The organism is uncultured Thalassolituus sp. (genome assembly GCF_950066645.1).
Lineage (GTDB): Bacteria > Pseudomonadota > Gammaproteobacteria > Pseudomonadales > Oceanobacteraceae > Thalassolituus.
This window is the reverse complement of the sequence record NZ_CATMFB010000009.1, coordinates 82,463-96,022: the sequence shown is the minus strand read 5'-3', so window position 1 is coordinate 96,022 and position 13,560 is coordinate 82,463. Positions and strand designations below refer to the sequence as shown.

The 13,560-nt window shown below is 50.7% G+C and carries 15 protein-coding genes, 3 tRNA genes and 1 pseudogene; 17 read left to right on the top strand and 2 right to left on the bottom strand.

Going from position 1 to position 13,560, the window contains the following annotated elements; genetic code table 11:
* Positions 1–111 precede the first annotated feature (111 nt).
* The 7 genes and pseudogenes from Q1L85_RS16740 to Q1L85_RS09760 all read left to right on the top strand — a co-directional run bounded on the left by Q1L85_RS16740 (position 112) and on the right by Q1L85_RS09760 (position 4,259).
* The gene (locus Q1L85_RS16740) at positions 112–597 is read left to right on the top strand and encodes a GNAT family N-acetyltransferase (protein WP_373914846.1); all 486 of its coding nucleotides are present in this window, start codon (positions 112–114) and stop codon (positions 595–597) included.
* A gap of 146 nt (positions 598–743) precedes the next feature.
* Positions 744–866: pseudogene (locus Q1L85_RS16735) on the top strand (IS3 family transposase); the annotation flags it as partial.
* Positions 867–1,085: 219 nt separating this feature from the next.
* The gene (locus Q1L85_RS09780) at positions 1,086–1,745 is read left to right on the top strand and encodes a hypothetical protein (protein ID WP_300433007.1); all 660 of its coding nucleotides are present in this window, start codon (positions 1,086–1,088) and stop codon (positions 1,743–1,745) included.
* Positions 1,746–1,873: 128 nt separating this feature from the next.
* Positions 1,874–2,230, top strand: a complete 357-nt coding sequence (locus tag Q1L85_RS09775; RefSeq protein ID WP_300433005.1) for a hypothetical protein — start codon at positions 1,874–1,876, stop codon at positions 2,228–2,230.
* 99 nt (positions 2,231–2,329) lie between these two features.
* Positions 2,330–2,665 (top strand): hypothetical protein, encoded by a 336-nt coding sequence (locus tag Q1L85_RS09770; protein ID WP_300433003.1) that lies wholly within the window; start codon positions 2,330–2,332, stop codon positions 2,663–2,665.
* 227 nt (positions 2,666–2,892) lie between these two features.
* Positions 2,893–3,345: a hypothetical protein gene (locus tag Q1L85_RS09765; RefSeq protein WP_300433001.1), complete on the top strand. Its 453-nt coding sequence runs from the start codon at positions 2,893–2,895 to the stop codon at positions 3,343–3,345.
* Positions 3,346–3,692: 347 nt separating this feature from the next.
* A complete protein-coding gene (locus Q1L85_RS09760) occupies positions 3,693–4,259 on the top strand; it encodes a hypothetical protein (RefSeq protein ID WP_300433000.1) in 567 nt (188 codons plus the stop codon).
* 50 nt (positions 4,260–4,309) lie between these two features.
* Here the strand turns inward: Q1L85_RS09760 and Q1L85_RS09755 are convergent, their stop codons facing one another.
* Entirely contained in the window at positions 4,310–4,687 is a 378-nt protein-coding gene (locus tag Q1L85_RS09755) for an SgcJ/EcaC family oxidoreductase (protein ID WP_300432998.1), read from the bottom strand.
* Positions 4,688–4,775: 88 nt separating this feature from the next.
* On the opposite strand from Q1L85_RS09755, the gene Q1L85_RS09750 reads away from it, so the two are divergent.
* The 5 genes from Q1L85_RS09750 to Q1L85_RS09730 all read left to right on the top strand — a co-directional run bounded on the left by Q1L85_RS09750 (position 4,776) and on the right by Q1L85_RS09730 (position 9,854).
* Complete coding sequence (locus tag Q1L85_RS09750; RefSeq protein ID WP_307726812.1) at positions 4,776–5,501, top strand: YafY family protein; 726 nt, start codon at positions 4,776–4,778, stop codon at positions 5,499–5,501.
* A gap of 280 nt (positions 5,502–5,781) precedes the next feature.
* On the top strand, positions 5,782–6,369 hold the full coding sequence (locus tag Q1L85_RS09745; protein ID WP_300432994.1) for a M35 family metallo-endopeptidase: 588 nt from the start codon (positions 5,782–5,784) through the stop codon (positions 6,367–6,369).
* A 114-nt stretch (positions 6,370–6,483) separates the two neighbouring features.
* Positions 6,484–7,392: a hypothetical protein gene (locus tag Q1L85_RS09740; RefSeq protein ID WP_300432992.1), complete on the top strand. Its 909-nt coding sequence runs from the start codon at positions 6,484–6,486 to the stop codon at positions 7,390–7,392.
* 91 nt (positions 7,393–7,483) lie between these two features.
* Complete coding sequence (locus Q1L85_RS09735) at positions 7,484–8,707, top strand: transporter substrate-binding domain-containing protein (RefSeq protein WP_300432990.1); 1,224 nt, start codon at positions 7,484–7,486, stop codon at positions 8,705–8,707.
* Between the two features lie 73 nt (positions 8,708–8,780).
* Entirely contained in the window at positions 8,781–9,854 is a 1,074-nt protein-coding gene (locus tag Q1L85_RS09730) for a PQQ-dependent sugar dehydrogenase (RefSeq protein WP_300432988.1), read from the top strand.
* Positions 9,855–9,934: 80 nt separating this feature from the next.
* Here Q1L85_RS09730 and folD read toward each other — a convergent pair whose 3' ends face one another.
* On the bottom strand, positions 9,935–10,792 hold the full coding sequence (folD, locus tag Q1L85_RS09725) for a bifunctional methylenetetrahydrofolate dehydrogenase/methenyltetrahydrofolate cyclohydrolase FolD (protein WP_300432986.1): 858 nt from the start codon (positions 10,790–10,792) through the stop codon (positions 9,935–9,937).
* Between the two features lie 224 nt (positions 10,793–11,016).
* Between folD and Q1L85_RS09720 the strand changes: the two genes are divergently transcribed.
* The 5 genes from Q1L85_RS09720 to clpP all read left to right on the top strand — a co-directional run bounded on the left by Q1L85_RS09720 (position 11,017) and on the right by clpP (position 13,513).
* A tRNA-Pro gene (locus Q1L85_RS09720) sits at positions 11,017–11,093 on the top strand.
* A gap of 26 nt (positions 11,094–11,119) precedes the next feature.
* Positions 11,120–11,196, top strand: a tRNA-Arg gene (locus tag Q1L85_RS09715).
* Positions 11,197–11,228: 32 nt separating this feature from the next.
* Positions 11,229–11,304 (top strand) — tRNA-His (locus Q1L85_RS09710).
* Between the two features lie 160 nt (positions 11,305–11,464).
* On the top strand, positions 11,465–12,775 hold the full coding sequence (gene tig, locus Q1L85_RS09705) for a trigger factor (RefSeq protein WP_300432983.1): 1,311 nt from the start codon (positions 11,465–11,467) through the stop codon (positions 12,773–12,775).
* A gap of 114 nt (positions 12,776–12,889) precedes the next feature.
* Positions 12,890–13,513 (top strand): ATP-dependent Clp endopeptidase proteolytic subunit ClpP, encoded by a 624-nt coding sequence (gene clpP / locus Q1L85_RS09700; protein ID WP_300432981.1) that lies wholly within the window; start codon positions 12,890–12,892, stop codon positions 13,511–13,513.
* Positions 13,514–13,560: the final 47 nt, after the last annotated feature.

Sequence of the window (13,560 nt, the reverse complement as noted above, 5' to 3'; positions counted from 1 at the left end):
TCTTAATGAGGATCTTTAAATGACAACGAATGCGAAGAAAAGTACATCAAATATACTGAAGGTTTTCGTCGTAAACTAGTACGCCGTTCCTATCTTCCAGTCAGGTAATCTATGGAAATATCACGCGCTGAATCCAGAGAGATCGACACTATAATGCACGTCTATGTGTCGGCAAGAGAAACAATGATACGATCCGGAAACCCACTGCAATGGCGGGAAGGTTATCCAACCCGGGAGCTTATATTAAAAGATATTGAGTCTGGTTGGCTGTACGTATGCAGGCAAAACGGTCGCTTGGTTGGGTGCTTCGCGCTGCTTGATGAAGAAGACGATACGTACAAAGATCTATACGATGGGGCGTGGCTCAATGACAGACCGTGCTCTGTTGTCCATCGTTTGGCGGTACTGGAAGCACGGCTTGGCGTGGGAGCTTCCTGTATTCATTGGTGTCTCAATGCGTGTTCGGATATTAAAGTTGACACTCACGCGGACAACCTGCCGATGCAGAGGTTGTTGGAGGCCAAGGGATTCCAGCGCTGTGGCAAGGTGAGGAACTCTTGGGGTGATGAGCGTATCGCATTTCAGATCTCGCGGTAGTTAATTTTGATTGATACGTCGTTGTGATGGATCTTTACTCGAGAGATATCATCGGATGGTTGCTGGACTTCAGCATGACGAATCAGCTGGTCATAGATACCTGCCAGATGGCGTATGACTTACGGTAGGTGAAGGCTGGTCTGATCCTTCATTCGGACCGCGGAGTGCGGTATCGTTCAGGGGAATATCTGCATCGGTTGCTCAGCAAAAGCATACGGCCTAGTATGAACAGAAAGGGAAACTGCTGGGACAACGCCGTCATGGAATCAATTCCCAAGGCTCAAAGTTGAATCCGTTTACGCTGACCAGCTGACGACAAAGCAGGAAGCGTACTAGCTCGTATTTGAATACATCGAACCGCTTTGTAACCGAGTGCGAAGGCACTCTGCGGTAGGCTATAACAGCCCAGCAGAGTATGAATAGGAATATCACGAGAAGTGTGCCTGGAATGGTGTTTACTTTTCGTGGGTAGGATCAAGGGTCAGAGAGTGAGAAAAGGCGCTTTTACATATAGTGGTTCCATGAGCCTGGGAAAGGGTTTCATTAAGCCGCTGAGAAGAGTGCAGGCATTCTTGGATCGTTGCACGCAATGCTCTGAACCGGACTATGTTTGTATATACCTATACGAAGGACATGACACTCCAGCAGATTTTTCAAGTTTCATTATCAGTGAAATGAAGGAGCGCTACGAGATATATGGTTGGACGGATCTTGGGCGATATATGCGGCATCAGTGGGTGGCAACTCAGGAAGAACTATATGATATCGCAGAAAGGTTGGAAGGATTGCGCCCGATAATGAAGACCGAAGTAGGGCCCTTAGAACTTTACGTGAAGTACTTCTTTCAACTTACGGATGATTCAGGCGTCGCGCTAGAATTTCAAAACCCAGTTGATTACGCGAATTTTGTAAGCCAAGGCAAAAGTCCACAGCATCTTGGGATATCACGATTTGATCTTCATCTCTCTGAAAACTCTACTGGTAGGCTTGACCTTACTGTTCCTATTGAGAGTAGTGGAGTACATTTACAGCAGTATCTCGAAACGTTGAAGTCTAACTCTGGTCTGAAGTTTAAATCTACAGGGTGGAAGCAATGGACCTTAACGAAAGGTGGAGGCGGGTATAGGGGGCGTAAAATTGAACTCTGAGAACGCTTATAACCAACCGATGAAACTTTTTGATACTACAAACCGCTCGTAAGGGCTATTGGGGTTATTGCTGGGGCGCGTAGGAGGTACACGTTCCACGGCGGAACTTTGTGTATCTTAGGGGGATTATGAATTTTAAGATGGCTGGTGTGCTTTGCGTTCCTGGTGTAATTAATTTTCTAGGTGTTTGGTTAATTCTGCTATTCGTTGCCCAGCCTGAAACGATGAGCACCTATGAGGCTGCTGGAGACATACTTGTCAGTGCCTTAACGGAAGACGGCGCTGGGTATTTCTATCTAACTATTTTATCAATGGTTACTTGTGCTACGTGTGGTGTATTGCTGTTTAGTAACAAGTATCCTTTGCAGGTAATGTATGTGATTGCTACCCATACATTACTTGGGTTATGGCTCTATGATTGGTCGCTAGCATTGGTTATAGGCTTACCTCTACTATACTTTAATAAGGCTCGTTTACATGCTTAATCATCGGTAAGATTCGTTCCGGACAGAGAATAATTCAACGCCTTTTCTAGGACTGGCGTCACTTTCCGGCTATCGCGGCAGTGAACCTTAAGGATAACTATGAGTTATTTGGGAATAACCTTATTTATCATTTTTGCTAGCCTGGTGCTCTACTTGGCGAGTTTTGTTTCATATCATGTATCTCGATCCGAATCACTCGAAGCTGGCCAGAAGCGTGCAATCTATCTATTGGCTTGGCTTCTTCCCTTAATTGGTCCGGCGATTACTGTTGCTGCGCTTGGGGATGACTTTGCCCAGACGAAGAAGAAAGATTCAATACCATTGCTGAGTTACATTTTTTTGGCTGGCGTATTCGCTCCAAGCCGGGATGGCAGTGAAGAGTCGGGTTATGGCAACAGTAACGATGCAGCTGGGGGAGGCGATGGGGACGTTTAGCAAGCGTATGTTGATCAGTTACTTCTCAGCTTGGGGGAGTTCATCCCATCGGATAGACTCGACGCTACTTCGTTATGAAAGGACCTGAGTGGTATATCCAACCTGGTCCGTTTTGATATTCGATAAAGAGTGTAAGGTGTTCGGAATTTTGTCGCTGCCTGATTGCAGGTACCGCGATTGATAATGGCCAAAATGAATGGCCTGACTACTGGACGCAGGAGCCCTATATGCACGGAAGCATCAAAATAAAGTTAGCGCTGTTCTGCTTTTCCTTTAATGCAGTCGGTCTTTTTCTGTTTGGTCTGATTTACACCTTCAGTTCTGAGCTTCTGCCTTTTCATTTGGCCGCAATATCGACGTCGTGGGATGAGCTTCCTCCAGCGTATCAGGTGCTGTATCTCGGCATGATGAAAACTGAAGGTGCAGGGTTTTTGTCTTCTGCCGTCGCCATCGTCTTTCTGTTGGCTATTCCATTCCGACGAGGGGAGCGCTGGAGCGCCTGGGCGATACTGGCCATTGGTGTTGTGGAGCACTTTCCCGGAATGATCGGGGCGATGACTACGTCTCAGCTGACGCCAGCGTCATCACCCTGGCAGCTGAGCCTGCTCGGTATGAGCCTGCTGGGATTGGGCCTCGTCTTATCCCTCAGTCATTGGCGTACAATCCGGCACACTGAATAGACTATTCCTGCCAGGCAATGATTATGGCGTATTCTTTTTGGAATATTTTGTCTGGCTGTTGAAGCCAGTGGCGCATTCTATCTCCTGTGGTCCCGCCAACCTGCTGAATTTTTTCAGTTTATGCATTTGCTCGGTTTCGTAGCCTTAAATATCTGACGATATCAGTCGTATCGAAGTTGATTCGACGTGGCGTACATTCTGATTCTTCACTTCCTGAATATTAGTCTGCACGGAGGCCGTATATGCCATTTTCTGACCCATGGAGAACGTACTGCGCTGGTGATTTCTTTTATGGCTTCTCAGGGAGTCGGGGTAGGTTGATTCAGCAGCTTACACAGCGGACCTGCATGGACTTTGCCAGCAAAAATACCGTAGCCTGGTTGGATCAGTTACTGACGGGAACAGCCGTTAACGATTGTCACTATCTGAACAAAGATTTCAGCGAGTTCTGCCGTACACGCGAGAAATACCACGGTGTTGTACGCAATGATGCAGATCTTGAGGTTCCTGCGTCAGATGATGACGTAGCGAACAACCGGCGATGGCGCAAAAAAAGTAAAGCAGGGATCGAGTTTCTGGTTAAGCATAACCATTTTATTCATTTCGCAATTGATCACGGCATGGACTGGAATGCAGTGATCTCAAAGCCCGGAGTCGCAGCTGAAGAAGCCGTATTCCCTTTCGAGAGGAGTACTGTTTATCAGTACAAAGTAGATGATGACATCAAATACCGTGTTATTACTTATGCTGAAATACGGTTTATCTTTCGCAACCGCAGTGATCAGGACTTTATGAAACGGATACAGTTCTGGTATCAGAATTCGAGTGCTGCTGACAGTGGCTTCTCCCCGGGGGTGCCGCCCTGGGAAAAAGAGCCTGAAATCTGGGCAAACTACACACCTTCCGGCGACTGAGTGCGAAGTTCATGGGCCTGGTTTCTCCAGGCCCGTATTCAGGATGAGCTTCAGTAATTCATGACGCCATCACCGAAGGGATGGTCAATTATCATCTTCCAGGTGCCATCGGCCTGCTTCTGCAAAACGGCAACGGACAGAGCACTGACGTCGTTACCGTCGATTTGCGGATGCGTCCACTTCATCAGGTGAAGTGCAGTATGTTCGTTGACAATCACCTCGTGTTTTCCGTATCTGAAATTTACTCCAGCTTCGATATACGAGCCAAACATGGCGCGTAACTGTGAGTCTCCTTGTTGTTTTTTCCCTGGCTCGCCAACGACTACGGCGTTCTGTGCATAGCAGTTCATAACAGTGTTGATATCACCTTGTGCAAAAGCGTCGGTCATTGTGTTGATTACGTCGAGTATTGCCGTCTCGTGATCCATGGTTATCTCCTTAGTTGCCGTGGAAGTCGTTCAGTTACTGCTTTTCTTGTCTGTGTGTCACATGACGGGTTCATGCTACAGTCGCTGAGTGTCAGAAAGTGGCAGTGGTATTGTGAGAACCTACCGATTATTTCAGTTGCTGGATGAGCTGAGGCTTCATCGCACTGCTGTTCCGGCCAGGGAGCTGGCGACAAGGATGAATGTCTCGTTAAGAACTCTATACAGGGATATGGCCGATCTGCAGGCAATGGGAGCGCCGATTCGGGGAGAGGGTGGTATTGGCTATATTCTGGAGCCCGGGTATTTCATGCCGTCGCTCAGGTTAAGTGAATCTGAGCTATCAGCAATTGCACTTGGGCTGAGGCTTGTTGCTTCCCGTAGTGATCAGGGTGTCGCCGGTTCCGCCCGGAATGCGGCCGCTAAGATTGCTTCTGTTGTTGGCGAAGCGGCGCGGTATGAGTTTTTAAACTCGTCCTTTATGGCAGGCCCCAGTAAGCTTGATAACACGCCGTATCTACGCGAGCTAAAGGATGCTATTCAGCTTAGAAAAGAACTTGAAATTGAATATCTCAGCCTTGCGGATAAGCATACCCGACGTTTGGCGCGGCCCCTGGGGCTGACTGTGTTTGACACCGCCTGGTTGCTGACGCTCTGGTGTGAACGGGCGCAGAGTTTCAGGCATTTCAGGGTAGACAGGATCCAGTCACTGCGAAGCACAGGTCGGCATTTCTCAGATGAGCATGGAAAGAGATTTTCTGATTTTCTGGAGAATGAGGGGCATCAGGACAACTTTCTTGACCCGGAGGGCGCATAGTTCCTGACGACCAGTCGCAGAACTCATCGTCGTTCACTTTCTCCGTAATAAACTTTTAACTGAACGATTTGGCGTATTTGATCCTAAGTTGGTGGGTGTTAATACCGAAGTGGCGGGATGTTGAGATCTACAGGCTCTGATATCTGGCTCTGATCTGTCCGTATTGGTCGTATCCTGAGGCGACATTCTTGTTTAGCCTTTAGGCATCAACTCAGGAGCGGTTTTGCGCAGTAACCAAGCTGCATTGGGGCACAATCGCGTAACTTAGCAGGAGCGAGCAATGGGACACCTCTTTTCTGGATTTACCACCAGCGAAAACATCAAGATTCAGAACGCTGCGATTCAGGCGCAGTCGATGGTCGAAAAAGCGTGGAAAGACATTCAGGCGGTGAAGAAGGGGGGCAATGCCTCTCCTCAGTTCACTAAATGGTTTGGCAAGTATGATTCGGCCCGCGTAACGACGGTGTTTGAGAAGATCAATGCGATCCACTACGCCATGACTGCAAGCAGCATCAAATGTACTAAGTCTGCGGCAGCAGGGCATTACGCAGCTGCGTACCGGCCGGATGAGGGCTGGAGCATGCACAAAGTAAAAGACATTGTGAAGAGCGGCGGTTATACCGTTGAGTATACCAATCTGTTTTTCGGCAATTTTTCAGAAGAAGATGGTGGCAAGCACCCGCAGGCACTCACTTTTATTCATGAGTTGTCACATGTGGTCGCCGCCACCGATGATGAGTCTTACCCACCTGATACCAGCCAGGACTGTTATGGGCAGAAAAAGTGTAAGCATATCGCTACCGACTACCCTGCGGTTGCCGTTACGAACGCAGACAACTATGGCTTTTATTGCACCGAATTCGCCTGATTCTGGTGCTTAGCTCCGAGTACAGGGCACGCAGACTCTGACGTGGTTATGCCTGCTCGTGAATGCGAAATATGTGGTGATACAGCAGCCCTTCCTGCCCGTGCAGGAGGGGCTGTGTTGTGTTCAGATATTCAATGTCAGAACCTGGTGGGCCAGGCCTCGACGATGGCGCCGGGGCTTTACGCGGCGCACCGGTCATTTCAGGCTAAGTTAATCCGCGAGCGGCGCGCCCGTGACGCAGAACATCTTAAAACCGTAGACGCCGTTAAATCCGCTGAGGCCAGGCAGGATCGGTTGATCGCCTCCAGCGCTGGCTTGAAGCACCTACCTGTAATACCCATTCCTTCTGCCCCAGAAATGATCGCGAAGTCCGAGTCCGCAAGAGCCGGGCGCTACCACGCACATCTTGAGGAAGCGCTGGCTGCTGCTCTGGCATGCGACGATATTTCAGAGCTGGTCCACGATCGGCATTATGCGCTTCACGAACGTCGGCTGGCACAGGACGCGTTTCTCTCAGATTCTCCCGGGTTAGCCACTGTGTCTGACCGGGTATGCGCACTGTGTCGGGGTGGCTGTTGCACCGAAGGTGGTGATCACGCGTATATCTCACCCGTGTTACTGCGACGTCAGCTGGATGCCTCTCCGGATCTGTCAGGGCAGCAACTGGTCTCTGTGTACATGTCAGTGTTACCTGACGAAAGCATCGCGGGCAGTTGTATCAACCACGGAATCAATGGCTGCGTCCTGCCAAGAGAAATGCGTTCGGATGTTTGCAATCATTTTCTTTGCGATCCTCTACGCTCGCTTCATTCCAGTCCTCGCGACGACTACGAACTCCTTGTTATTCAGCGTGACAACCATCAGTGGAATCGTTTTCAGGCTGGGGCTCCCAATCCTGTAGTCAGGTGTTATCGCGTTAACACCGGTCAGGCTCTCGCAGTCGATCTGGATATTCCGGAGGCCGAAGATGTCGCTGAGTCAGACGACGCAAGTGATAGCGAAGCACAAGAGCTGTCCTGGTAGTTCCGAAAATGCGCCAATATGTGGTGATTCGCTGCCGCATACTTTTCATGAACTATCCTTAGAAGAGTCTTCTTGTGCGGGAATCAGTCTGATGTTGAAAAAGTGGTGCCTGGCTATTGGTTTGCTGCTGACGTTTCATGCGAGTGCGGTCGAGCTGAGAACCACAATATGGCCACCTTACCAGGTGATGCTGCGTGGTGAGTTGTCTGGCGTTTCGATGTCGACGGTACAGTGTGTCTTCGGCGATATGGGAGAGCCCTACTCTGTCAGCGTTATGCCCTGGGGGCGCGCAATTGCTGACCTGAAAAATGGTGAGGCAGATGGTTTGTTTTCCTCCCTGCCAACGAAGGAGTTGGCCGACTCTGCGGTGATGTCAGCACCGTTTGCACTTGAAAAGTGGTACTGGTATTTCGCTCCGGGCATCGATAGCAGTATTGATGGTTTTCCGCGTGGGCTTCGTACCGGTGCTGTCAGAGCCAGTAATCAGGAACGCTGGTTGCAGAAGAATGGTATGCCGGTCACGGAGACCGTAAATGAAGGCAAGCAGCTGTTGCGCCTGGTCGCTGCGGGCCGGCTGGATGCCTTTGTCGCTGACGAGCGGTATTTCAAGGAGTTGCTCAACGAAGTAGATGCGTCGGAACGGGAGCGTCTCAGCCGTCTGCAACGCAGGTTCATCCGCTACATGCCACTTGGTGTCTACTTCGGTAAACACTTTCTTGCCGAACATCCCGACTTTATGAGCGAATTCAATGAGCTGATAGGTAAATGTGCTGACAGCAGTATCAACCTGAGCGGTGTAGAGCGCGATCAGGTTGAGGCCATCTTTGATGAGCGGATCAGGCCGCTTCTGAAGCATTCCAGAATTGTGACAGCACTGGATGCGCAGAGCCGCGTTAACGAAACCGTAACCGATGAAGATATCGCCAGACGGGACCGTCAGTGGCGGGCTGAAGTTGGCCAGGCGGTTCAGCCCATGATCTCTGGGGAGCTGGGTCGGGATATCAGTGCGTTTTTACAGGTGGTTCAGGAAGCCAGTAAAGGTCTCTTTACTGAAATATTCCTCGTCGATCGCTCGGGGCTTAATGCCGGGCAAAGCGCAGTGACGACCGATTACTATCAGGGCGATGAGGCGCCGTTTCAGCAGACGTTGGGTGCCGCTGTCAGTGATCTCTATATCGGTCCGATTGAATACGATGCCTCGTCCGGATTCTTTCAGGTGAAGGTTTCTTCCGTTGTTATGAACCCTGACGGCAAGCTCGTCGGGATGATTACGGTTGGTGTCGACGTGGAGAAAGCACTCCTGAAGAGCCAGTAGTTGCCGTGTAGTCCAGGAACTTTGCAGGTGGTAAGGTACCCACATAGAGTGTTTCTCTGGGTACCGGACCACTATGCGTTTTCTCTTTTTCGCGTTTTTCAGCGTATCTGTGTTTGCAGCTCCTCAAGTCAAGGTGGTTACCACCGGACTGAAACAGCCCTGGGCGCTGACTGAGGTTGCGCCGGGTAAGCTTCTGATTTCGCAGAAAGCGGGGAGCTTTGTCATTTTCGATGTGGCAAGCAGGCAGCTGACTCCGGTTGCCGGTGCACCGGTCGTTGTGTATGACGGGCAGGGTGGCCTGCTGGATGTAGCAGTCCCACCCGACTACAAGCCCGGAGGATGGGTGTATTACACCTTCAGTCAGCCAATGTCAGCTGGCGCGGTGACTGCACTTGCGCGCTCCCGCTACAACCCCAGATCAAACATGCTGACAGATCGCCAGGTGTTGCTCAGTACCCGGTCGTCGTCTGATACCTCCCGGCATTTCGGGAGTCGTATCGCCTTTGATGCTTCCCATGTCTTTTTTACTGTAGGCGATCGCGGTGTACGCGAGAACGGCCAGGACCTGAGCACGCACGCAGGCAGTGTTCTGCGTCTCAAACGTGATGGAAGTATTCCCGATGACAATCCTTTTGTTGGCCAGGCGGGGGCGCTCCCTGAAATCTGGTCGTACGGTCACCGCAACCCGCAGGGAATTACCTTCGATGATCGTGGGCAGCTCTGGGCGATTGAGCATGGCCCCCGGGGTGGCGATGAACTGAATCTGATTTCTGCTGGCAAGAACTATGGTTGGCCAGAAGTTTCACAAGGGAAGGAGTACTGGGGCCCATTCGATGTTGGCGTAAAAAGCAAAGCGGGCATGGAGGCGGCGGCAAAAGTGTATGTTCCTTCCATTGCACCGGGAAGTCTGCATTTCGTCCGGTCGGATAAGTATGGCCTGCAGGGGGATCTTCTCGCGGGGGCGCTTAAACTTACTCACCTGAACCGCATCCTGATGGCGGACGGTCGGGTTGTTGGCGAAGAGCGACTCTTCAGTGAACGTGGTCAGCGCCTTCGGGATGTTTATGAAGATGGAGAAGGGGTTCTCTGGATTGTTACCGACAGTGGTGAACTGTGGATGCTGGAGCCTGAGGTGGTGGGGCAGTAATACACTGGCATTAAAAAAGGGGGCTGCTGCCCCCTTTTTCGTCTTATTCAGCTTTCTTCTTATTCAGAAGTATTACTTGCTTACTTGTCGTGCAGCTCTTCACAGGCGAACAGGGTGTTCTCCAGCAGTTTGGCACGGGTCATTGGGCCAACGCCGCCCGGTACCGGGGTGATAAATGAGGCACGCTCTGCGGCGGCATCGAAATCTACATCCCCAACCAGCTTGCCGCTGTCCAGGCGATTGATGCCTACATCGATCACCATGGCACCTTCTTTTACCCACTCACCTTTAACGATGCCAGGTTTGCCTACGGCCACGACAACGATGTCTGCCTGGCGAACATGGCCTTCGAGATCTTTCGTGAATCTGTGGCAGGTGGTCACAGTACATCCTTTCAGTAGAAGCTCCAGGCCCATAGGGCGACCCACAATATTAGAAGCGCCAACGATCACCGCGTGCATGCCAGTGATGTCTGTGCCGGTGCCGTCGAGCAAGTCGATCACACCGGCAGGCGTGCATGGACGAAGCAGCGGCATACGCTGAGCGAGACGACCTACATTGAACGGGTGGAAGCCATCGACATCTTTTGTCGGGTCAATGCGCTCCAGAACTTCATCGGATCTGAGACCAGCAGGGAGGGGCAGTTGCACCAGGATGCCGTCGACGTCGTTGTCGTTATTCAGCTGGTCGATCAGGTCTAAGAGTTCCTGTTGGTCTGTGGTTGCCGGCAGATCGAAAGCTTTGCTCACGATCCCTACCTGCTCGCAGTCCTTACGTTTGTGAGAAACATATACCTGAGAGGCCGGATCGGTGCCGACCAGAATGACGGCCAGACCAGGAGCACGCTTCCCAGCGGCAAGGCGTGCATCAACGCGTACTTTAATGGATTCGCGCATGGCTTTGGCGGTAGCGTTGCCGTCAATCAGTTTTGCGGTCATAGGTAGGATCAACCTTAATGAAAGAGTATGTATCTGTAGAGCGCGCGATTTTCTCATGCTGAGCTTCTAAAACAAAGTTCTGATGTCACCATCCGGAGCTAAACACCGGAAAATCTGGGAAGCATTTGTTTTTAAAGATTTTTTTAAAAAAGGCGTTGACGACAAATCGGGTCATCTATAATATGCGCACCCACTTGAGAGACAGAAGTTTCGCAAGTATCGATCGGGGTATAGCGCAGTCTGGTAGCGCGCCTGGTTTGGGACCAGGATGTCGGGAGTTCGAATCTCTCTACCCCGACCATTTAATCTCTCGGATTAGATGGACATGCGCCCGTAGCTCAACTGGATAGAGCATCGGCCTTCTAAGCCGAGGGTTGCAGGTTCAAGCCCTGCCGGGTGCGCCAATTTTATATTGGTAATCTCAGCAGTTTCTGTGGTGGCCGTAGCTCAGTTGGTAGAGTCCAGGATTGTGATTCCTGTTGTCGCGGGTTCGATCCCCGTCGGCCACCCCACTTTTCCCCCTTCTCTTTACTCCTTTAACGAAAGTGTCAAACTCTGCCCGTAATGGCGGTTTAATCGGATCTTTGCTTGGGCTATAATCCGCGACCTTTGTGTATTCAGCGATTGGCCGGAGGCCGGTCGTTCCATTGATAATTGAAATGAGAGGCATCTATGCAAGTGTCCATTGAGACAACCTCTGGTCTTGAGCGTTGCATGACCATTGGTGTTCCGGCAGCGGAAGTTGATCAAAAAGTAACTGTTGAACTTAAGAAGCTGTCCAAGGGCCGCCGTATTGATGGTTTCCGTCCTGGTAAAATTCCGCCGAATGTTGCTAAGAAAATGTTTGGCAAGCAGGCTCGTTACGAAGCCATCTATCAGCAGATGCAGCAGTCGTTCTTCAAAGCCGTTGAGCAGGAGAAAGTGAAACTGGCTGGTATGCCTTCTTTTGAACCTACTGTGGATGAAGAAGGTAAAGATCTGGAATTTAAGGCTACTTTTGAAGTTTACCCAGAAATCGCTCTGGCAGACTTCTCTGGTATCAAAGTCGAGCAGCGCACTGCTCAGGTGACTGATGCTGACCTCGACACCATGCTGGCCAATCTGCAGAAGCAGCAGGCTAAGTGGAATGAGAGCGAAGAAGCCGCTGCGGATGGCGACCAGGTTGTCATTGATTTTGAAGGTTTCATTGATGGTGAAGCATTCGAAGGTGGTCAGGCAAACGACTACAGTCTGACTCTGGGGTCAGGTTCTATGATTCCGGGCTTTGAAGATGGTCTGGTTGGTAAGAAGGCTGGCGAAGAAGCGACTCTGGATGTCAGCTTCCCAGAGGACTACCACAAAGAAGAGCTGAAAGGTAAGCCTGCTCAGTTCAAAGTGACTGTTAAAACCGTTAAAAAGCCAGAGATGCCAGAGCTGAATGAAGAGTTCTTTAAGTCTTTCGGTATTGAGACGGCTGACCTGGAAGAGTTTAAAGTTGAGATCCGTAAGAATATGGATCGCGAACTGGCTCGCGCGCTGCGCAACCTGACCAAGCAGCAGGTGATTGCTGGTCTTCAGGAGACCAATCAGGTTGACGTGCCAAAAGCGCTGGTAGATCAGGAAATTGATCGTCTGCGTCAGCAGGCTGTTCAGCAGTTTGGTGGTGGTCAGCAGCTTGATGCAAGCATGCTGCCTGCGGAACTGTTCAAAGATCAGGCAGAAAAGCGTGTTGTTATCGGTCTGCTGATGAACGCTGCAATTGAAGCGAATGATCTGAAGCCTTCTGATGAAAAAGTAGAGCAGCTGATTGAAGAAGTTGCTTCTGCATACCAGGACCCTGAGCAGGTTCGCGAATACTACCAGACTAACCAGCAGCAGCGCGCACAGGTTGAAGCGCTGGCTCTGGAAGAGCAGGTAGTAGAGAAAGTTATGGCTGCAGCGCAGGTGTCTCAGTCTGAGTCTACCTACGAGGAAATTGTTCGCATGGCTAACCAGCCAGCGTAAGAACTTTCCGTTCAGACCTGACTTTCTGCCAATACATGGCTAAACTGAAAGACAGCCGCTATCCTCTAGGGTACGGCTGTTTTTCTTTTTATACGTCAGGGAGTGCAGGGTCGAATGTTTGACTCCATCAAGCAACAATCCGAAATTATCGAAAACGCGCTGGTTCCAATGGTTGTGGAGCAATCCGCACGGGGTGAGCGTTCCTATGATATTTATTCACGTCTGCTGAAAGAGCGTGTGATCTTCCTGGTAGGTCAGGTTGAAGATCATATGGCTAACCTGGTTGTCGCTCAGCTGCTGTTTCTGGAGTCTGAGAATCCTGATAAGGATATCCACCTGTATATCAACTCCCCGGGTGGCTCTGTGACTGCGGGTATGTCTATCTATGACACCATGCAGTTCATCAAACCAGATGTCAGCACTATGGTGATTGGTCAGGCGTGCTCTATGGGCGCTTTCCTGCTGGCGGCAGGTGCACCCGGCAAGCGTTACAGTGTGCCGAACTCACGCGTCATGATTCACCAGCCAAGTGGCGGCGCGCAGGGCCAGGCAACCGATATTCTGATCCACGCGCAGAATATTCAGGACACGAAAGATCGTCTGAACCGCATCCTTGCGGAACACACAGGTCAGCCGCTTGAAAAAGTCATCGCAGACACTGAGCGCGACAACTTTATGGACGCGGAAACTGCCAAGGCATACGGCCTGGTAGACGAGGTCCTGACAAAACGGGCATAACGGAATATCAGCCGTTATTTTCCCGGGGCGGCTTGAAAACGCCGCCG